At 59.6% G+C, this 19,969-nt stretch carries 17 protein-coding genes and 1 pseudogene; 5 read left to right on the top strand and 13 right to left on the bottom strand.

What is annotated here, in order from left to right; translation table 11 throughout:
- The first annotated feature begins 94 nt into the window (after positions 1–94).
- Positions 95–2,056, top strand: coding sequence for a pilus assembly protein TadG-related protein (locus tag ACZRKZ_RS18115; protein ID WP_463982340.1), 1,962 nt, complete (start codon positions 95–97; stop codon positions 2,054–2,056).
- On the opposite strand, the gene ACZRKZ_RS18110 is transcribed toward ACZRKZ_RS18115, so the two are convergent.
- Both ACZRKZ_RS18110 and ACZRKZ_RS18105 read right to left on the bottom strand, forming a co-directional pair.
- Positions 2,053–4,794 carry a PAS domain-containing sensor histidine kinase gene (locus ACZRKZ_RS18110; RefSeq protein WP_463982339.1) on the bottom strand — a complete coding sequence of 914 codons (2,742 nt, stop codon included), beginning with the start codon at positions 4,792–4,794 and terminating at the stop codon, positions 2,053–2,055. The genes ACZRKZ_RS18115 and ACZRKZ_RS18110 overlap by 4 nt on opposite strands.
- Positions 4,791–5,228: a TadE/TadG family type IV pilus assembly protein gene (locus ACZRKZ_RS18105; RefSeq protein ID WP_463982338.1), complete on the bottom strand. Its 438-nt coding sequence runs from the start codon at positions 5,226–5,228 to the stop codon at positions 4,791–4,793. The genes ACZRKZ_RS18110 and ACZRKZ_RS18105 overlap by 4 nt, the downstream gene beginning before the upstream one ends.
- A gap of 75 nt (positions 5,229–5,303) precedes the next feature.
- Between ACZRKZ_RS18105 and ACZRKZ_RS18100 the strand changes: the two genes are divergently transcribed.
- The gene (locus ACZRKZ_RS18100; protein ID WP_463982430.1) at positions 5,304–5,774 is read left to right on the top strand and encodes a prepilin peptidase; all 471 of its coding nucleotides are present in this window, start codon (positions 5,304–5,306) and stop codon (positions 5,772–5,774) included.
- Positions 5,775–5,899: 125 nt separating this feature from the next.
- Positions 5,900–6,682, top strand: coding sequence for a response regulator transcription factor (locus tag ACZRKZ_RS18095; RefSeq protein WP_463982337.1), 783 nt, complete (start codon positions 5,900–5,902; stop codon positions 6,680–6,682).
- Between the two features lie 87 nt (positions 6,683–6,769).
- Here the strand turns inward: ACZRKZ_RS18095 and ACZRKZ_RS18090 are convergent, their stop codons facing one another.
- The 8 genes and pseudogenes from ACZRKZ_RS18090 to cpaB all read right to left on the bottom strand — a co-directional run bounded on the left by ACZRKZ_RS18090 (position 6,770) and on the right by cpaB (position 14,206).
- The gene (locus tag ACZRKZ_RS18090; protein ID WP_463982336.1) at positions 6,770–7,039 is read right to left on the bottom strand and encodes a DUF3613 domain-containing protein; all 270 of its coding nucleotides are present in this window, start codon (positions 7,037–7,039) and stop codon (positions 6,770–6,772) included.
- A gap of 19 nt (positions 7,040–7,058) precedes the next feature.
- A complete protein-coding gene (locus ACZRKZ_RS18085) occupies positions 7,059–7,775 on the bottom strand; it encodes a hypothetical protein (RefSeq protein ID WP_463982335.1) in 717 nt (238 codons plus the stop codon).
- 10 nt (positions 7,776–7,785) lie between these two features.
- Positions 7,786–8,673: a type II secretion system F family protein gene (locus tag ACZRKZ_RS18080; protein WP_463982334.1), complete on the bottom strand. Its 888-nt coding sequence runs from the start codon at positions 8,671–8,673 to the stop codon at positions 7,786–7,788.
- A 1-nt stretch (position 8,674) separates the two neighbouring features.
- Positions 8,675–9,556 carry a type II secretion system F family protein gene (locus ACZRKZ_RS18075; protein ID WP_463982333.1) on the bottom strand — a complete coding sequence of 294 codons (882 nt, stop codon included), beginning with the start codon at positions 9,554–9,556 and terminating at the stop codon, positions 8,675–8,677.
- A 10-nt stretch (positions 9,557–9,566) separates the two neighbouring features.
- Positions 9,567–10,838, bottom strand: coding sequence for a CpaF family protein (locus ACZRKZ_RS18070; RefSeq protein ID WP_463982332.1), 1,272 nt, complete (start codon positions 10,836–10,838; stop codon positions 9,567–9,569).
- Positions 10,835–12,028 (bottom strand): AAA family ATPase, encoded by a 1,194-nt coding sequence (locus tag ACZRKZ_RS18065; RefSeq protein WP_463982331.1) that lies wholly within the window; start codon positions 12,026–12,028, stop codon positions 10,835–10,837. The genes ACZRKZ_RS18070 and ACZRKZ_RS18065 overlap by 4 nt, the downstream gene beginning before the upstream one ends.
- Positions 12,025–13,242, bottom strand: a complete 1,218-nt coding sequence (locus ACZRKZ_RS18060; protein ID WP_463982330.1) for a type II and III secretion system protein family protein — start codon at positions 13,240–13,242, stop codon at positions 12,025–12,027. Before ACZRKZ_RS18060 ends, ACZRKZ_RS18065 begins: the two co-directional genes overlap by 4 nt.
- 19 nt (positions 13,243–13,261) lie before the next feature.
- Positions 13,262–14,206: pseudogene (gene cpaB, locus ACZRKZ_RS18055) on the bottom strand (Flp pilus assembly protein CpaB).
- 330 nt (positions 14,207–14,536) lie between these two features.
- Here cpaB and ACZRKZ_RS18050 point away from each other — a divergent pair.
- Both ACZRKZ_RS18050 and ACZRKZ_RS18045 read left to right on the top strand, forming a co-directional pair.
- On the top strand, positions 14,537–14,734 hold the full coding sequence (locus ACZRKZ_RS18050) for a Flp family type IVb pilin (protein ID WP_463982329.1): 198 nt from the start codon (positions 14,537–14,539) through the stop codon (positions 14,732–14,734).
- A 63-nt stretch (positions 14,735–14,797) separates the two neighbouring features.
- On the top strand, positions 14,798–15,211 hold the full coding sequence (locus ACZRKZ_RS18045; protein WP_463969201.1) for a response regulator: 414 nt from the start codon (positions 14,798–14,800) through the stop codon (positions 15,209–15,211).
- A gap of 170 nt (positions 15,212–15,381) precedes the next feature.
- On the opposite strand, the gene ACZRKZ_RS18040 is transcribed toward ACZRKZ_RS18045, so the two are convergent.
- From ACZRKZ_RS18040 to ACZRKZ_RS18030, 3 genes are all read right to left on the bottom strand, one after another.
- Positions 15,382–17,064 (bottom strand): ShlB/FhaC/HecB family hemolysin secretion/activation protein, encoded by a 1,683-nt coding sequence (locus ACZRKZ_RS18040; RefSeq protein WP_463982328.1) that lies wholly within the window; start codon positions 17,062–17,064, stop codon positions 15,382–15,384.
- 165 nt (positions 17,065–17,229) lie between these two features.
- Positions 17,230–18,807, bottom strand: a complete 1,578-nt coding sequence (locus ACZRKZ_RS18035; RefSeq protein WP_463982327.1) for a collagen-like triple helix repeat-containing protein — start codon at positions 18,805–18,807, stop codon at positions 17,230–17,232.
- A gap of 311 nt (positions 18,808–19,118) precedes the next feature.
- Positions 19,119–19,967: a MaoC family dehydratase gene (locus ACZRKZ_RS18030; RefSeq protein WP_463982326.1), complete on the bottom strand. Its 849-nt coding sequence runs from the start codon at positions 19,965–19,967 to the stop codon at positions 19,119–19,121.
- Between the last annotated feature and the right edge of the window lie 2 nt (positions 19,968–19,969).

The raw sequence follows: 19,969 nt of genomic DNA, 5'->3' as shown, positions 1-19,969 counted from the left end.
GGCGACATGCCAGCGCACTTCCCAACCCTTGTCTACACTGCTGTTCAACACAGGAGAGTAAGCGCTCGGCAGTTCGCCGGCAAAGGAGTGCTCGATGTCTCCCCGACTTCGTTCTGGCCGCCTGGCCGGTTATTCCGGGCAACGTGGTGCGATTGGCCTGATTGCCGTTTGCGTAATGGCGTTGGCCTTGGTGTGCACGCTGCTGGTGGTTGATAGCGGACGCTTGTACCTGGAAAAACGCAAGTTACAGTCGATTGCCGATACCGCGGCCCTGGAAGCAGCCGGTCGCGGCGGACAATGCGCGCCCAGTACCACGGCCACCGATTACGCCAAGCAAAACGCCACACGCAACGGCTTCACCGTCATTGCCAACGACAACAGCCGCGGGCTTGCCGTGACGTGTGGCACCTTGGCGACCAACGCCAGCAATATCCGCGTCTTCAGCGCCGACGCCAGTAAAAACGATGCAATTCGTGTGGTGGCCTCGCACACGGTGACCAGCAGCATCGCCAATGGGGTATGGAACCTCTTCAGCGGCACGCCTCAAACCACTACGACGTTGTCGGCGACGGCGGTAGGGGCACTGGCGCCGCCAGTGGCGCAACTGACCATTCGAAGCTCATTGGGTACGATCAACTCCGCCAAGTCAGAGATTTTGAATAAGACAATCGGCGGTTTACTTGGCGGTAGCCTTGCTCTCACTGCTGTCGGCTGGGATGGGTTGGCCAATACTGATGTCAATCTGCTCAGTTATCTGGATCAGTTGGCCATTAAATTAAATGTAACAGCAGGGGACTATCAGGCGTTGTTGAACGCCGCCGTATCCCCGACTCAATTGATCAATGCTGCGGTCAAGGTCTTGCAAACAAACGGTACGGTGGCAGCGGCCATCATTAACAATGCAATTTCGATTGAGGCAATTGCCCCGAATACACAACTGTTGAAAGTTGGGGACTTATTGAAGATAGCGACCGGAACACCGGCCACGGCCCTGAACACCAACGTGAAGTTGTTCGAATTGATCCAGGGTGTGGCCCAGCTCTCGAGTAGCAAGAGTGCTGTGAGTGCCGCGTTTCAATTGAATATTCCATTGGTGGGCAATGCTTCGATAACAACGAAAGTCATCGAGCCGCCGCAGCTTTCGGCTATCGGAAACCCAGCCTTGGCAAAGGCAGGCCTGCTGACGGGGGCTAATCAGATTTTCGTGCGTACTGCACAAGTCAGGACCTTGATATCTCTCGATATTCCCGTACTAAAGGGCGTTTCTTCGATCGCGTCGGCGCTTGTCGGGCTTACGGATCCGGTTACGAAAGTGGTTAAAGGTCTTTTGAACCTGAATATTCCAGAGGTGGTAGGGGGGCTTCTATGTCTTCTTTCGTGCGAGGTCACTGATGTTGATATCACTCAAAAACTGGATATTTACATAGAGGCTGCCAGTGCGGAAAGTCATGTCACCGATTTCAGTTGTACGACTCCCGCTACAAAATCGTTGACCGTCCAGGCCAGCAGTTCACTCGTCACTATTGCCATCGGGAGTATCGATGCGGCTGCAGCTTTCTCTTCATCTGCATCGGTAATCGCACAACCAGTCAGGTTGGTTGATTTTGGTAAGAGGCTTTGTTTCGTGGCGACATTACTGTGCAGTCCTTCACGCACCGCTGGTGTCGGCGGTGGCCTGCTATTGAAATCGCAATCCACCGTGGGGCAGCGAACTGAAAGCTTGTTCTACTCTCCGGTAGCTGAAATGAACTTGCCGCCGACCTATAAAAGTATTTCCAGCGTCAACATCATCAATAGTCTTGGCGCGACGTTGAGTGGCCTTCAAGTGACCTATGCACCTCCTACAGGCACCGTATCAAGTGGCGCGCTTGCTTCAGTCGCGGGGTTGCTCACGACGATTACCAATATTCTTGTGGGAGCGATTCAGGGTCTTCTGGCACCGCTACTGGATCCAATCGTCAATACCCTGCTGAGCGCTCTGGGTATCAGCCTGGGAAATGCCGAAATTGGCGCCAACCTAAGTTGTCATATGGGACAGGCCTACCTGGTGATCTAACCCTCCACCACCGGTAACTCCACACAAAACCTCGCTCCATGCTCACTGTTGGCAACGCTCAGCCGTCCGCCCATGTTTTCTACAATTCCGTAGCTCACTGACAACCCCAATCCGGTGCCCACGCCAATCGGCTTGGTGGTAAAAAATGGCTCGAAAATCCGCTCGAGCAACCGTGGGTCAATCCCGCCGCCGTTGTCTTCCACCCAGATCCGCACATGGCGGCTGTCGTGTTCGCAGTGCAACGAGATCCAGGGTTTGAAGTCGCGGTCCTGCTCGTGCTTGCTCAGCAGGGCGTCGCGGGCATTGACCATCAGGTTGATCAGCACCTGTTCCAACTGGTCGACGTAGCCTTTGACTTGCACCGTGAAATCGACTGGGGTGACACGCAGGTCCAGGCCTTTGCCGCGCAGGCCTTCGCTGAGTAGGGACAGCGTGCCGTCCACTGCTTGGGCCGGGTCGAAGGGTTGTTGCTCAATTTCCGAGCGGCGCCCGAACACCCGCATGTGGTCCACCACCCTGGCTGCTCGCTGGACCTGGGAGTCGATGCGCTGGAGTTTTTCCGTCAGGTAATCGATCTGCGCATCGCCGTTGCCCAGGCGTTTGAGCATGTTGACGATGGCCATGCGCATGACGTTCAGCGGCTGGTTGATTTCATGGGCAAGGCCGGTGGCCATCTCGCCAAGGGTGGCCATTTTTGCGCTTTGGGTCAGTTGTTGTTGTGAACGGCGCACTTCGGTGTTGTCGCGTCCGACGGCCTGGACTTCTTGCAACTGGCCCTGTTCGTCGAACACGCCACGGTCGGACCAGACCCACCAGGCATGTTCGCGTCCGGGCAGTTGCAGGCTGATCTCGGCAGTGCTGACGGGAAACTCCGGGGTCAATTGAGTGATGCGCTGGATAAACGCGATGCGTTGTTCTTCCGATAGCCACTGGCTCAGATTCAGCCCCGGCAGTTGTGCCGGCGAACACTCCATGTAGTTGGCCAGCGGCGTGTTGCCGAAGGTCAGGGTCAGGTCTGGACGGTAGCGGCAGATCATCGCCGGCGAGTCCTCCACCAGAATCCGGTAGCGCTCCTCGCTCTGCTTGACCCGCTCTGCGGCCAGGGTCGCCTCGGTAATATCCAGCCACAGGCCGACGGCCTCCACCGGCAGACCGAGGTCGTCGCGCAGCAGCTTGGCTTCGTCCAGCAGCCAGTGGTAATCACCTTGTTTGTCCCGCACCCGATAGCGGCTGCGCACGTTGCCTTCGCGCAGCAGGTGACGGGTGCGTTCAAAGTAGAGGTCGCGGTCTTCGGGGTGGATTAACGAAGCCAGCGTGTCGTGGGTGCATTCGGCCAGGGTCCAGCCCAAAAGCGGCAACAGGCTGTCGCTGAAAAACGCTGGGTGCAAGGCGCCGCTGGCATAGCGCTGGACGTAGATCACCGCTGGTGAACTGGCGATCAGGTTATCCAGGCGGGCGTGGGCGGCGGCGGCTTGCAGTTGCTGGTTCTTGATATCGCTGATGTCGAGCATGAAGCCGATCCAGCGCCGGTTGTCGCCAACGCCCAGCACCTGGCCCTGGACGCGGTACCAGATGGGGTTATGTTCGGCGTCGGTACGGTGCAGGCGCACGCTGGTCAACAAGGGTTTGCTCAACTGTTGCAAATCCTGCAGGCGGCTGTTCAATTCCTGGCGGTCGGCCGGATGGATCAAGTCCAGCCAGTTGGCCAGGTCCAGTCGCGTGGGGCCGTCCTCAAGGCTCAGGCTGCGCATGAGCTGTGGTGCGAGCTGGATCTCCTGGCTTGCTGGCTGCAGCTCCCACCAACCGGTACCGAGCAGGCCTTGCAAGGCTTCCAGGCGCTCCAGTTGCTGATGGTGACGTTGCTCGCGCAGGCGGCTGAGCAGGGCGGCGGCGAGGGCGGCGGTGAGGTTCAGCCAGTCACGGTCACCGATATCCGCCTGGCCGCTGTAAAACCCGCACAACAACCACGCCGCAACGCCTTGGCCATCGCGGTACGGCACCAGGAAACCGTCGGCATTGCCAAACACGCTGTGCAGGCGCGGGTGTTCACTGCGGCCCTGGCCGACCGCGAGGCTCAGTGGCGTATTACCGTTGACGCTGTCTAGGCTGGTGCCCAGACGTTGCCCGGTTTGCCATAGCGCCGGGGCGTCATGAGCCACGTATTGGCTGTAGACCAGCCAGCCCTGATCCTGTTCATCCAGCAAGGCGAGGGCCACACAGGGGATTTTCCAGCGCTGGGCCAGGCTGCGCAGGTGTTCGTTGAACACTTCCGGCAGTCGCGCCAGGCTGCAGACCCGCAATTGCTCGCTCATCTTGCAGGCCAGTTGATGGTTTTGTTCGCGGTGTTGCGCCAGCTGCCGCCCGGCCAGCAAGTCGCCGATATCCAGCAGTCGCAGGATCCAGCCATCGCCGTCCGGCTCGATCCAGCCTCTGGTCTGCAGGGTTTGCCCGGCGGCACCGTGGAAGTCCAGGTCCAGGCTGTGGTGCTGCCAGTCGGCAGGGGTTCCTTCGACACTCAGTTCACTGCTGGTACACAGCAGATCACGCAGCAGCGGCTGGGGGGCGCTCGTCAGGTGTTGGGCAAGTTGTTGGCGCAAGGTGCCGTTGATGTGCAGCACGTGGCCTTGATGGTCCAATTGCACTTGCAAGCCCGTGGTGGGCTGGCGAGTAGGCGTGTTGAGGCGCAGGGGGCTGCTGCGGCCGAGCAAGCGCCCGAAGAGTTTGTCCCCCGAGGTCAAAATTGCAGGCTCGATTGGGCATGGAGCATGGTGGGCAGTTTGGGCACGTCACCAATACCCGGCAGGACGATAAACGGCAGCACGCCCTTGAGATTGGTCGAGGGGTAATTGATCTCGACCTTGAGCACGCCACCGATGAATGTCCCGGTGACGTGTCCGGGCAGAAATTGAAAGGCGGAGGGAATCCAATCCAACTGCTTGCGCGCGAACTCTGCTGCTGCCGGCCCGACGCTTGCGGTGTAGCCCGGTGAGTTCGGGTCTATCGCCACACTGCGCCGGACCGCCTCAGCCGTGGCCTGGTTGAACGACTGCATCAGCAGCAACGGCAGGCTGTAGCTGATCATTCCGTAGAACACGGCAAAAAAAACCACAAAGACCAGGGCGAACTCGATCGCCACCGCGCCTTTTTGCTTTCTAGGGAGGCCTGTTTTCATCACTGCGTCTACCCTGACTGCTACTACCTGATATCAGCATAGAATCATTCAGCAAAAAGGGATGTTTTTTACGTGATCCAAAGCATCGTGGTGTTCTTCTGGTTGGTGGTGTGTGCGGTGCAGGATATTCGTCGGCGTCAGATCGCCAATTGGCTGACTCTGGGCGCGGCGCTATTGGCGCTGGTCTATTTATTGTGGAGTGGCACGACGTGGCTGGGTGCGTCCGGTACTCAAGGCTTGTGGGCATTTGCCCTGGCGCTTTTATTGACGTTACCGGGTTATGCGTTGGGGCGTCTGGGGGCAGGCGATGTGAAGTTGCTGGCTGCCCTGGGCCTGGGGTCGAATTCGACCTATTTGCTGTGGTCGCTGATCGGCGCAGGCGTGGCCAATGTCCTGTGGCTGATACTTGCGCCCCGGCTCTGGCCACATATAAGTCAAGGGCTTAGAGGGCGACTTGGATACCTGGCACCTGATCCGTCAAAAAAACTGCCTTTTGCGCCGTTTCTGCTGGTGGGGTTTTCCTTCACCTGGTTGTGTATTCATTAGTCATCGCCTCCGGGTATCGCTATGTACATAGTCGGAAAGTACGTCTAGATTTATTGAGGTAGGTGTGTAGGAAAGATCCTCGGAACGGATAGGTCATCTTTGGCTTGCCAGGCATGGAGTAGCGCGTGAACAAGCTTACCTCTGCGGTAAAAGTGCTCGTGGTCGACGATCAACCACTGATCGTGGAAGAGCTTTGTGAATTTCTTGAAAGCAGCGGTTATCGCTGCGTCCCTTGCCTGTCGAGCCAGCAGGCGTTGCAGCGTTTCACCGAAGACGCAGAGATTGGCCTGGTGCTGTGTGACCTGCATATGCCGGAGATGGATGGCATTGAACTAGTCCAGGCCCTGCAGCGGGTGGCTGGCAAGCAGCGGGCATTCGAAGCCATCATGTTGACCGGTCGCGCTGACAAGCAGGACGTGATCAAGGCCCTACGCGCCGGGATCGCTGATTATTATCAGAAGCCGATCAACCTTGATGAACTGCTTGAAGGGCTGCAGCGCCAGGAGGCCGCGCTGCAAGAGCGGCAAAAGAGCGTGCACCTGGGCCATCTGAATCAGAAGCTGCAAACGCTTTCCGAGTCCATTAATGATCTGTACCAGGACCTGGACAAGGCCCGTCGCAGCCCCGCGTCGCAGAGCGAGGGCGAAGTGTCTGCCGAAGATGCCGAACGGTTGGAAATACCGGCGATCTTCAACCCGTTGTCACCGCGCCAACTGGACGTCGCCCGGCTGGTGGGCAAGGGCCAGACCAACTACCAGATCGCCTGTGAATTGGGCATCACAGAGAACACGGTCAAGCTCTATGTGTCCCAGGTGTTGCGCCTGACCCATATGCACAACCGTACGCAGTTGGCCCTGGCGCTCTCGCCCAACAACTCGGCGATGCGCCAGCGGGTGACCGCACACTGAAGTAATAAACGCGACCCAGTGTGTGCTTGCCTGCGATGGGCATAGGTAAGCCACATTGGGTTCTCATTGTTGTGCCGGTCGCGCTCTTCACTTACCTCCAGGCGAACTCCCTCCGGTTTTCTGGTCAAAAAACTCCGGTATCGCATGCTTGTTACTGTCCAGCCAACGCTGCAAGGCCTGCTCGCGTTCGGCAGCGGTGGCTTTCTGCGGTACCGATGATGCGAGTTGCCCGCTGCGTTGCAACGTCATCCAGTTTTCGGTTTCTTCCTGCTGTGGGGAGGACGGCCCTGGCTCAATGGCCAGAGCCGACAAGGGCAGGGCCAGCAGTGTCAGGCTGGCGAGGTAATGGAATTTCATCATCAACTCCTTGAACCACTTACTTGATTGTTGGCGGCGGCGCATCGCTGACCGCCGCTACCTGATCCTTGGCCGCTGTTACGCTTGCCCCCTTGAGCCTCTCGGCCCTGGCCTGGGCCTCGGTGACTTGCTCCGGGCTCAGGTTCATCTGGCTGACCAACTGCGCCGCTTGCCCCCAGTTGTCCTGGTAGATGAACAATGTCACCAGATTGACGGCGGCCAGTTGATCACTCTGCTTTAACTCCATGGCCGTGAGGAATTCGAAGCGGGCGTCTTCCATGCGCAGTTGGTTGAGGTACACCACGCCCAGGTCATTGCGGATTTTTTCGTCGGTGGGTGCCAATCGCGCCGCACGTTGCATGTGGGCCATGGCCTGACCGTTATCTCCCTTGGCCGCGGCCAATTGCCCGAGGCCGTGCTCACCGTCGGCGGCCATGCAGCTGCCCAGCAGGCTGCGGTACAACGGTTCGGCTTCACTGCGGCCCAATAAACGGTAAACCTTGGCTTTGCGCTGGCGTACCTGGGGCAGGGTGTCGGGCAAGTTTTGCAGGTTGGCCAGGCTGGCGTGCAGCTTGCCCTCGTTGGCCATGTCGTCGGCCAGGTTCAGCGACAGTTCCTGTTCGGAGCCGGGTTTGGCGCAGCTGCCTGGCGACATCAGGGCTGCCCAGGGCGCCTGGCCGTTGCTGGCGCAACCACCGAGCATCAGCAAGCCCAGTGCGGCAATCAATGCTTTCATCAAGCGCTCCTCAAAAGTTATTCAGGGCTCGGGCGATGGCGATAAACGCTGGGCCCCCGAGGACGATCAGCAAGGCAGGAAACAGGAAGACCATCATCACCACCGACATCTTGGCCGACATCTTCGAGATGTATTCCTGCAAGCGGGTCAGGCGGCGGTCATCGAGCAGTTGCTTGAGCGCCAGCAACGACTTCATCGCGCCGCCGCCCTGTTGGATCAATTGCTGAAGGATGACGCAGGTGTCAGTGAATTCATCCACTGCCAGCACCTTGGCGGCCTTGCCCAATTCTTCACCCAGCTCCAGGCCGGAATCGACCCGCGACAGGACCAGGCGCAGTTCATGGGTCAGGGCGGGCAGCAAGCGTTGCGCTTCAGTACTCAAGACTCGCAGTGATTGCTCCACCGCCATGCCGGACTCGAACAGGATCCGCAGCAGCGGAATGAACGTCGATATTTCGCGGGCTATGCGTTGCTGCCGGTGTTTTGCGGCAGCGGCCAGAATACGCTTGGGCAACAGATAGCCTAGCCCCAGGGCCAGCAGGGACGGGATCCACGGGAACTCGACCTCACGGAAGAACAACTGCTGCCCCATTGCGGTAATGCCCAGTAGTACCACGGGCGTCCCGATCTGAAAGGCGGCAAACATTGAGCGTTGGCTGGCCTTTCTCCAGCCGACCCGGTTGAGCAGTATTTGCGTTTCGTTGTCCAGGCTGACCGAACGTTGGGCAATCGGGCTGCTACCCAGTTGGCGCATGAACGTGCCGAGCTTGTCTTCACGGGCCATTTGCCCTTGCAGACGCTGGGTAACCAGGCGCTGGCGTCGACGCTGCTCCATCAGGTTGCCGAGGACCAGCACAAGTGCGGCGAGAAACAGCAAGGCACTGATCAGTAGGGCCATCTCAAATACTCCGCAACATGCGCCACATGACCAGGCTGCCCGCCAGCTCCATGGCGAGGGCAATGAACAGCAGGTAGCGCCCCGTGCCATCGTTCCACATGGTCATCAAATACCCCGGGTTGACCATCATGAAATAACCCACCATGGCAATCGGCAGACCCGCCAGTACATAGGCCGTCATACGGGTTTCACCGGTCATGGCTTTCAGTTGGCGGGCACCCTGTTCCCGTTCGCGGATCATCTTGATCAGGTTTTCCAGCAGCTCACTGGCGTTGCCGCCATACCGAAGGTTGACCTTCAGGCCGAGGGCGAACAGACGGAATTCGTCCTGTTCATAGAATTCGGCGAAGTCATGGGCGGACTCCGGAAGGCTGACACCCATTTGCACATTGCGCTGAATGCGGCTCATGGCTTGTTTGAGCGGGTCCTCGGCAGCCTCGATACCGCCCAGCACGGCGTCCGCCAGGGTGCGGCCGGATTTTAGGCTGCGTACGGTGTGGTCCAGCAACTGCGGTAGTTGCTCGGTCATCCGGTGCAGGCGTCGCTGATAGCGCCAGGCGATGTACAGGTGCAGGCACAGCGGCGGTACGACAATCATCACCAGCAAACCGAGCCAACTGGCGGCAATAAAACCTATCAGTATGCCCAGGGCCCAGGACGTCAGCCACAGCCCCAGGCTGTCAGTGGGTTTGCCCAGGCCTGCGCGCAGGAACATGCGTTCAAGGCCCGTCCAGTGACCATGTTCTTCTGCCAGCAGAGGTTGCCCTTGTGCGAGTCTCTCCAGTACCCGGTCAGTTTTTGCACGACGCAGTCCGTTCTGAAACAGCCCTATCGACAGGCCGATCAGGATCACGCACATGAACATCAGAATGGGGCCGGTCATGATTGCGCTCCTATAAAGGCAGCGCCGACTCACGGCGCAGTTTGTCACCGGCAGGGTTGACCGCCTCGCGCAGGAAACCGAAGCCGGTACGCCGGTCAAGCCGGAACAGCGTGTTGGTGACGTAGACGTCGTCGCGCACGCCCACTATTTCCACTACTTCACTGACGCAGCGGCGGCCATCGGGCAAGCGGGTCAGCTGGATCACCACATCCAGCGCGGCGCAGATCATTTGCCGCAGGGTTTTTTCAGCCACCACCCGCCCGGTCAGACCCACCAGGGTTTCCAGGCGCAGCAGGGCGTCCTGGGCATTGTTAGCGTGCACGGTGCTCATGGAGCCGTCGTGGCCGGTGTTCATTGCTGTCATCACGTCGAGCACTTCCACACCGCGAATCTCACCAAGGATGATGCGGTCTGGGCGCATCCGCAGGGCGTTACGAATCAGGTCGCTGGCCTTGACCTCACCATGGCCCTCGGCATTGGGCGGGCGGGTTTCCAGGCGCACCACGTGGGGATGGCCCAGTTGCAACTCGGCCACGTCTTCGATGGTGACCAGGCGTTCATGAGGGTTGATCAGTTGGCTGAGAATATTCAGCATCGTGGTCTTGCCGGTGCCGGTGCCGCCGCTGATGAGTATGTTGCAGCGCTTGCCCACCGCCTCCTGGAAAAACTCGAAAATCCCCTGGTCGATACTCTGCATGGCCACCAGGTCGCTGCTCTTGAGCATGTCCTTGCGAAACTTTCGAATCGACAGGCACGGGCCATCCAGGGCAATCGGCGGAATGATGGCGTTGACCCGGCTGCCATCGGGCAGTCGGGCATCGACCATCGGCGATGATTCGTCCAGGCGCCGGCCCAGCGGTGCAAGGATGCGTTGCATGACCCGCTCCACGTGGTGGGCATCGATAAAACGCAGGTCGCTCTGGTGCAGCACGCCGTCCCGTTCGACGAACACCTTGTGCGGGCCGTTGACCAGGATTTCGGTGACCGATGGGTCGCGCAGGAGCACTTCCAGCGGGCCGAAGCCGGTCAGCTCGTCGACGATTTCTTCGGCCAGACGCTCCATTTCATAACGGGAAATCGCCAGGTGCATGCGGGTGATGTACTCGGCGACCTTGTCGATGACAAATTGCGCCAGGGATTGGCGAGTGCCTTCCAGCAGGTTTCCCCCAGCCTCCTCAATGGCATCGATGATGTAGCGATGCAGCACCAGTTTCAGGCCGTCGTGATCAGTATTGCCGCCGGTACCACGGGCGGGGGCGCCGAAGAGTTTTTCGCCGCTCATTTGTTTGCCCCCCGCAGCCGCTCAAACCAGCGGGTGGCGGGTTTTTCCAGGCCCTCGGAACGTTTTGCCAGACGCTCGCCCAGGGTCCGCAGGCCTTGGGTCAGACTTTCCCTGGGCGCCAGGGTGAACAGGGTTTGGCCCTGGTTTTTTGCATTCAGGCGTACTTCGGGACTCAATGGCAGCACTGCGATGGCTTCCAGGCCAAAGCTTTTTTCCAGCGCCCCGACGTCCGGTGCGGCGCCTTTGAGGTAGCGGTCGATCAGTAGCCGTGCGTGTTCGAGCCTCATGCCTTTTTCCCGCCACAGGTTCAGTACCGCCAGGTTGCGACGGCAGTCCAGTACGCTCTGGTCGGTGCACCACAAGAGCTTGTCGCAGTGGCTGACAAAGGTGCGAAGGGCTTCGCTGTCCGGTTGCCCGGTGAGGTTTACCACGATGTGTTGGAAGTGTTGGCGCAACGCGCTGAGCAACATGTACAGCTCGGCGGCGCTGGTCAGCTCCAAAGGCTCGTCGCTGGCGGCATAGGCGAGGATTCGTAAACCGGCTTCGGCCGAAGTGAACGCACTATTGATCAGTGTGGTGTCCAGGCGCCGCAAGTGACGCAGGGCATCGCCAAAGTTGAACGAACTTTCCAGCCCCAGCAGCGCCAGGCTGTCGCCACGGGGCAGGCCCAGGTCCAGCAGCAGCGTTTGTTGCCCGCTCTTTTGCACCACCAACGCCAAGTGACTGGCCAGCAGCGCCCCGTCGGCGTTGCCTTGGGTGCCATAAAGCACCGTGAGGCCGCCCAGGTGAGCACTTGGAGTCACCGGCGGCAAGCGCTTGCCCAGGCGCCGTACCAGCCCGGCCACTTCGCTGGAGCGTGAACCATAGGCGACAAAATCCCTGGCACCTGCACGCATGGCGTTCAGCACCAGTTGATTGTCCATGCCGTCCCCGAGGGCAACGATGGCCAGCATCGGTTTGGCTTCCAGGGCACTTTCGATCAGCGCGCTTTGGGCCACTACGTGTTCGCGGTCCAGGCCCACGAACACCAGGCTGGCGAAGGTTACGTCCACCAGCGCGAGCAATTCGTCCAGGCTGCCACCACCGGCGCTGACCACCTGGCCAAGTGGCGCCAGAGCGCCCTGGAGCCATTCCAGGTCGGTGGTGTTGCGGGTGATTGCCAGGAAGGTCTGGCTCAGGCTATCGCTCATTGGGAGAGTCCCGTGCGCTTGTCGAAATTACCGTTTTCCAGGAAGTACAGGCGGTACCAGTTCGGGTCATAGTTGCGCAGTTTTTCACCGGGCAAGGACGGCAATTGCGCGTTGGCGGCCAAGGGTTGGACCAGGTGCGGGGTAACAATCATCAGCAGCTCTTTTTCCTCGCGGCTGATGTTGGAGTCGCGGAAAAACGCGCCGAGGATCGGGATGTCCCCAAGGCCTGGAAACTTGCTGATGGTCGAGCGATTGTTAGTGCTGATCAGGCCGCTGATCACGAAGCTTTCGCCATCGGCCAGTGACACGCTGGTGTCGGTACGGCGCACGGTCAGGGCCGGCACCTGGATGCCTTCGATCTGCACGGCATTGCTGTAGTCCAGCTCGCTGACTTCCGGCGCCACCTTGAGGGTGATGCGGTTGCGGTCGATGACGGTCGGAGTGAGGGTCAGGCGAATCCCGAACTCCTTGTACTCGATGGAGATGCTGTCGCTGCCACTGCTGGGGACCGGAACCGGGACCTCGCCGCCCGCCAGGAAGGTTGCGCTCTGCCCGCTCATGGCCACCAGGCTGGGACGGGCCAGGGTGTAGGCAAATCCGCTGCGTTCGAGGGCGTTGATCAGCGCCGAAAACCGCCCACCGCCAAAGCCGATATTGAAGCTGCCGTTGTCCAGCGGCAGTAATGCAGACGCGCTGGTGCCGGGACTACCGAACAGAAAGTTGCGGGTGCCGCCAAAGATCGAAGTGCTGGCCTCCTTGAGCTTGGTACGGCTGACCTCGACAAAGCGGATATCGGTCTGTACCTGGCTGGGCAGTGTGGGGTCATCGGAGGGCGACAGCGCCAGGCTGGTCAACGCTGAAGTAGCCTTGCCCTTGACGAACACCATGCTCTGCCTGGGAGCTGTGGAGCAGCGGGTCCAGATCATCAGGCTGGTGGTGCCGGAGGTGATGCCCGTGAGCAGAAAGCCCCGATCACCGTTGAGGTGAACATCGGCAACTTTCGGGTCGCCAATGGCCAGGCGGGTAATGGCCACTGGGGATTGCAGCTCTTGTTGCAAGCCTTCGCCCACCGAGATGGCGGCAGGCAATTGGCCCAGGTTGGTGCAGCTGTCCGAGGCAGCGAAAGCCAGGCCGACAGGCAGGCCGACAGGCAGGCTCGACAGCATCAGGGCCCAGGCCATTTGAGTGAACACTGGTGCGTAGCGATGGCTCATGCAAGACGTCCTTGCTCAATCAGGGGGTTTGTTGGGTCGATTGATTACCGCGTATCACCTCGATGCCGGAGCGATGAGGCGCACCTGCGTATCCGCCTTGGCTTATCTTTTTCGGAGCACCCCCCAGGGCCAGTTGAGTGAATTGGTACAGTTCGCGGTTGGCGCTTTGCAGTTTGGCCGGGGCATCGTTTTCACCGGCTCAGTACTGGCTCAGCAGTTGTTCGTCGGCGCTGCGTACTGCCAGGCGCAAGGTGCCGGTGCTCGTTGCCAGCATCAGTCGGCTCAGCAATTGCTCCGGTACAGCCAGTATCACGGTGCGTGCTGCTGCCCGGCGTTGTGCCTGCTGGGCTTTTTCTTCGGCGGTGGCGGGCGGCGGGACGGCGGGCTTGCCGTCGTTGTCCAGGCCTAGTTGATCGCCGATGCCGAGCACGCGCATGGCGGGAATGATGATTTGTGCCGACTGTTCCTCGTTGCCGGCGTCCTGGCGCAGGAACAGCAGCACATCGACATAGTCTCCAGGGCTCAGTTGGCCACCGGCGCCGACAACCTCGTCAACGGCCAGGGCCAGGGCGCGCTCGTCTGGGCGAATCATCCGCGCCAGCGGGCCGCCGGACGTGAAACTGGTGTCGTCCAGCCAGGTACCGGCGGGCAGCGCTCGCCATGGGGTGCGACCGATAGCCTGGTCAAGGCTGGTGAAGCTGCCAGCGGGTGCCGTGCGCAGTTTTTCCAGGGTCAGGTCAGCGGCCGTGAGGGTGACAAAAGGAGGAACAGCATGGGCCAGGACGACCACCGATTGGCGGGTCTGGTCTTCGACGGCGGCTACGGTTTTTTCCACAGTGGCAGATTGGGGAACTGGCTCGATAACCGGTTCTGGCGCACGGCTCAGGACCAACCCCCAATAGCCTGCAAACAAGGCTCCAACCAAAAGTAACCCGGCCACTATCATGCTTACACGGCTGTTCATGACGGCTCTCCCTTTCCTGTTGCACTACGTGCTCGTCTATCCCAACGAGTTAATTTCGCAACCAGGTAGCTATGAACATCTAACTATTTCGCTATTTGAAGGTAGCCCAGCTAGGACAAAATGCCATTACCCGCCTGAAAATTTATCCGAGTGATGGTAAGTGGGCTGTTAAGGCACGGTTTTATGGCGCCAAACTTACGACTAATACTTTGTGATTAATCAGTTCTTACAGTTGTGGGGAAGGGGTTTGTTGACAATGCTCTAGTGGCATACAGTAATCATCGTGCAGCCCAGCGATACCCGCGCAAAATCGCGCAAAGGAGAAGTCATATGTTCCTTGACCTGATGTTGAAGATTTATATTCAGACCCAGTTGTTTTTTCGGCGCAAGGACGGGGCGTCTGCGATTGAATACGTGATTATTGTTTCGATAGTTGCTTTGGTCATTGTTGGATTTGGAACCGGGCTCGGCACTAAAATCAAAGGCGTATTCCAAGCGGTACAAGACGGTATTATCACTACTTCTTGATGCCATAAAATTCAAGCGAGTACGGATCACTCTTGGCGATCGATTAACTTTCAGGTATTACCCATGACACCCTCTTCGTCCCCACGCCAACAAATCCTTCTGGTGGATGACGAAGAGGACGCTCTTGTCGAACTGGCGGAGTCGCTGGAGAACGAAGGTTTTGTTTGCTTTACCGCCACCACGGTCACGTTCGCCTTACAAGAGCTGACCCTGCACCCCGATATCGCCCTGGTCATCACCGACCTGCGCATGCCTGAGGAAAGTGGTATTTCCTTGATCAAGCGCTTGCGCGAACACACCGCCCGCCAACACCTGCCCGTGATTGTCATGTCCGGTCATGCCGATATGGATGACGTCAGCGACCTGCTGCGCCTGCAGGTCCTGGACCTGTTCCGCAAGCCCATCTACCTGGTGCGCTTGCTGGATACCTTGAACAACCTGTTCCCGTTGCCGAAGGTGAAATTGGTCAACCCTTGAGGCTGGAAACTTCTACATGCTTAGTAGGAATACTCGGTAGGAGAGAGTCTGTTTCCGTGGCGAGGAGGCAAGCCCAATGCCGGTAAGTTAAGGAAATGGAGCGCCTAACATGGGGCTGCTGCGCAGCCCAACGCGGGCAAGCCTGCTCGCCACAGGGTAGTCGCCAGATCTTACAGCTGATAACTGAAACTCAATGTGTACCGCGGCCGCCGATTGAAGCTGTCCAGGGCCATGTCGGACATTGGCTTGGCCGCTTCCAGAGCGATGTTGTAGTACTTGGCATCACCAAAGCGCAGCCCCACCGCGGCGGATGACATGTCGCTGCCCTTGACCGGCAGGTCGTTGAACCAGGCTTTGGCGCGATCGAGCACCACATAAGGCTGCAGGACTTTTACCCAGTTGCCGCTGCGGTTGAAGCTGTAGTTGACCTCATAGGCCATGCCCCACCCCTTGTCGCCCGAGCCTTGGTCATCGGGGTAGCCACGGCCGAAATTCTGCCCGCCGAACACGGCGCGTTCGCTGTCGGGCAAGGTGTCGTTACTCCAGTACAGCGCGGCTGAAAGCACGCCCTGCCAGTTGCCTGCGAACTTGTCGCTCTGCACGCCGGACAGGCGCAGGCGGAAAAAATCCAGGTCGGCTTTTATCCCTCCCAGGTCACTGCGGGTCTTGGCACCCAGGCCGTCGATGCCCTGGTAGAGCCCGGCGCTGAGGATGCGTAGTTGGCGGTTGTCGGCCTTGCTCCAGTCACCTTCGAAGGCCAGGGCACGCATGTCGGTTTCCACGTCAAAGCGCTGGGGAAAACCCACCAGTTGGTAGCGAGTCTTGTCGTTCACGCCATACAAGCGCGAGCCGACGGTCAGGGACTCGGCAGGAGAGGCGATCAGCGGGTGGTTCAGCCCAATGGAGAAGCGGTCGTTTTCCCGATGCGGCTTGAGTTCCAGGCCGCCGTCCAGTTGGATATGGGTGCTCGGGTCGCTGCGATAGTGGGCGCCATACAGGCTAAGTTGTGTGCCTTCGGCATTGAGGAATTGGCTGTAGTCCAGTCGGTAGTAATGTTCTTTGTCGTTGCCGGGTGGGAACAGGCCACTGAGGCTCAGTTGCTCGCCCATTGATGTCTGGGAGTTGCTGGTGCCGGCGATCAGGGCCTGCAAGCCACCACGGCTGTCGTCGGTCATGCTCATGCTGCTGGTGAAGGGTTTGCGGCTGGCCTGGATCTGCATGTGCGCGCCGCCGTCTGTGGTGCCGGGTGGTGGCACTTGCGCCTGCAAGGTGACGCCGGGAATGCGGCCCATCAGGGTGGTGTAGCGCTCAAACGTCTTGCGAGTGAGCGGGCGTTCGGCCTTGAGTTTTTCCGCCAGTTTATCGACATAGGCCGAGACCGCGCCGATATCGCCTTGCACCTGGTAGTCCCGGATATAGCCCTCCACCAACACCACGCGTACCAGACCCTGGTCGAAGCGTTGTTCGGGCAGGAAGGCGTAAGACAACAGATAGCCGTCCTGTTGATAGCGGCGGGTGATGCTGCGGGTGGCTTCGATCAGTTGGGCGAGGTTGGTTTCCTGGCCAATCAGCGGTTCGAACACCTTGGCCACTTCTGCGAGGGGGTAGATCGTCCCGCCTTCAATTTGCAGTTTGCGGATGGTCACTTTGGTGTCCATCAACAGCGGTTGGGCCTGGGCGCTCGGCGTGTCGGGCAACTGCGTTTGTGGCGTGACCGGGCGATAGGCGTCAGCAGGCAGGTTGGGTACGGGCAGGTTGCGGATGGTGTCGTTGCTGTTGAGAAAGCTGGGCAGGGTTTCGGCCTGGATACAAACACTGATGGACAGCAAAAGCAGGGGAGTCAAAACGCGCATAGGACACTCCGTGGTCAAAACTGCAGCGGTGTTTTGCTTGGCTTTGCCGGACTATTGAAGGCGGCTGGGGGCTAGATATAAAAAGACGAGAGACTCATCTGAATCTCTCGTCTCAACCAAGCGTAGGCGCTGTAGGGGAGGCCGTCTATTCGGCCAGGTGCAATTCTATTTTTTGCCGGTCAGGCCGTTGAGCAGGCCTCCTACTCCCACGCTTCCGCTGGTTGTACCGGAAGTACTGGTGCCCACATTCAAGCCACCGAGCAGACCACCACCACTGGTGCCGCCGGTAACCAAACCGCCGACCGAGGACACCAGACCTCCTGCTGCGGTGACTGTCTGGCCAAGGGTGTTGGTGATGGGGTTGGCATTCGCGGCGGTGATGTTCGCGCCGAGGCCGCCGACCGCTGCGCCTACTTGTGTCACCAGGCCGTTGACGGGTGCGCCGATGCCGGTGGCGGTGCCGACGTTTTGGGTCAGGCTGGTGATCCCCGATGTCACAGGGTTCAGCGCTGCGCCGACGTTGGCGGTCAATGCGGCGACCGGGGCGCCCGCTGCGGTATTGGCGACACCATTACCACCGGTGAGCGTGCCGAGGGAGGCGACGGTGTTGCCCAAGGCGCCACCGGTTACACCGGCCGCGCTGACCGTACCATTGGTATTGCCGGCATTCAGACCTGTGCCGGCACCGGCTACGATGCCGCCGACGGTTTCCAGCAGGCCCGATCCTGCTGCGCCACCACCGGTGCCCGGTGCTGGAGCGACATAACCGCCCGAGGTATTGGCCACGGTTCCGACACCCGTCAGCAGGCCACCCAGTGCGCCTGTCACAGGGTTGCCGGTACCGCCGGTGCTGGCGACTTTGCCGCCCAGGCCAGTGACCGTGGAGCCTACTTTATCCAGCAAGCCATTGACCGGACTTCCCAGGCCAGTGGTGCTGCCGACTTTGCCAGTCACGCCTTCGACCAAAGACACCACAGGCACCAGCACTTTGCTGCCGAGGGTGTTGGTCACCGAACCCAGTGGACCGGTGGTGCTGGCGGTGCTCAAGGTGTCACCGAGCATGGTGACTTTCTGGCCGACGCCATCGACGAGGTTACCTGCTGCGCCGACGACGGTGCCGACGATTGGGATTTGCCCCAATTGTGTGTTGGTGGTCAGGGATTTGCCGGTGGCCGAAAGGCCGGTGCCCAGGTCGCCGACGCCGTTGGCCACACCGGCCACGGTTATGCCGAGGGCGTTGCTGTTAGTGCCTAGGGTACCCAGGCCATCGCTCACGCCATCGCCGATGCTGGTGACTGCGTTGCCAGCGCCAATGACCAGCCCGCCTGCCGTTACGCCCACTACCGGTACGCCACCAACGGTTGTGCCGATGCCGCCGATGGCAGTGCCGACGCCGCTAAGGGTGTCGCCCAGGTTGGCTGCAATCTGACCGGTGGTCAGCGGGCTGGTGGTAGAACCGGTTCCGCCACCCGTGCCACCGCCGGTTCCGCCACCAGTACCTCCGCCCGTGCCACCGCCGGTTCCGCCACCAGTACCTCCGCCCGTGCCACCGCCGGTTCCGCCACCAGTACCGCCACCCGTGCCACCGCCGGTACCACCACCAGTGCCCGTACCAGCGTCCGGGGAGGACGCCGCTACGCTGCTTTTATGACCGCCACCACCGCTGCTGCAGCCTGCGAGGCTCATTGCCAGAATCAGGGCCAGCGCGGTACTTGCTTTCCATAATACGATTTGAGTTTTCATGATTGAGTTCCTTGCACCTGGTACAGCCTTTATTGTTTTCGAAAGTTCGTCACTTCTAGAGGTGGCGATACTTTCGTCCGTTAAGGCTATAACAAACTCTGAGGCTCTTTCACGCAACGCTCAACTTGGTATTAACAATTTATATACACGAGCTCGACTGTTACTTAGCGACTAATGCCAAGGGTGTAAGTCAATAAGGTATGAATATTTTTATCTATTGAAAACAGCGGCTTGAATAAGTTAGCAGGCTATCGATAGCCTGCTATAACTTAAGGTGTATATATATAATTAATCAGCGAAAGTTCGTTGCCTCAGGCAACCGGTCGCCATTGGCCGATCATGTGCTCGATGTCCCCCGAGCCCTTCAATTGCAATTCACCGCTGGGCCCCGCCGCACTGACCAACAAGACAATCTCACTGGGCAGCCGGACGGGCTTCTTGAACTCAACGTCTATCTCGATATTGGCAGGGGGCAAGTACTCGCTCAGCGCCGCCAGCGTACGGGCCTTGTTCCACAGACCATGGGCGATGGCCTGAGGGAAGCCGAATAACTTGGCAGTCAACGCGCTCAAGTGAATCGGGTTGTAATCGCCGGATACCCTGGCATAACGGCGGCCGATATCGACGGGCGCCTTCCAGTGGGTCAACTCGTTGACATTGGAAGGTAGCGGTATGGATTGATCCGTCACGTCGCCGGCAAGCTTCACTGCGCGACAAAGCATTCGGCTTTCGGCTTCCCACAACAAGCCCAGGGAGTCTTCGACGGTGGTGATCAGGTCAAAGGTGGCGCCCTTGGCATGAGGTTGCAGGTTTTGCGTGCGTACGCTGAGCTGCACATCATTGACCCCGCCAAGGGGGCGCAGGATACGGATGCGGTTGCGTAGATGAACCAGGCCCAGCAGCGGGAACGGAAAGTCCTTGGCAGTCAGCAATTGCATTTGCAGGCCGAACGCCAGGATGTGCGGATAGGTGGCCGGCAACACCGGGCTTTCGGCAAACCCGCAGACCTTGCGATAGGCCGCCACCTCCCTGGGGTTCACCGTCACCTGGCAGCGCAGCCCCTGTTCTGGCAGTGTCGTGCCGCTGATCTTGCGCTTGAGGGCCGCCCGCCAATACAGCGGCGGCAGTGAGGGAGTGCTGTCCAACGTGTGCCAATCCATGC

Source organism: Pseudomonas sp. c313 (assembly GCF_055407145.1).
Note: the sequence above shows the minus strand (reverse complement) of the source record. Positions and strands in the feature narration are given on the sequence as shown.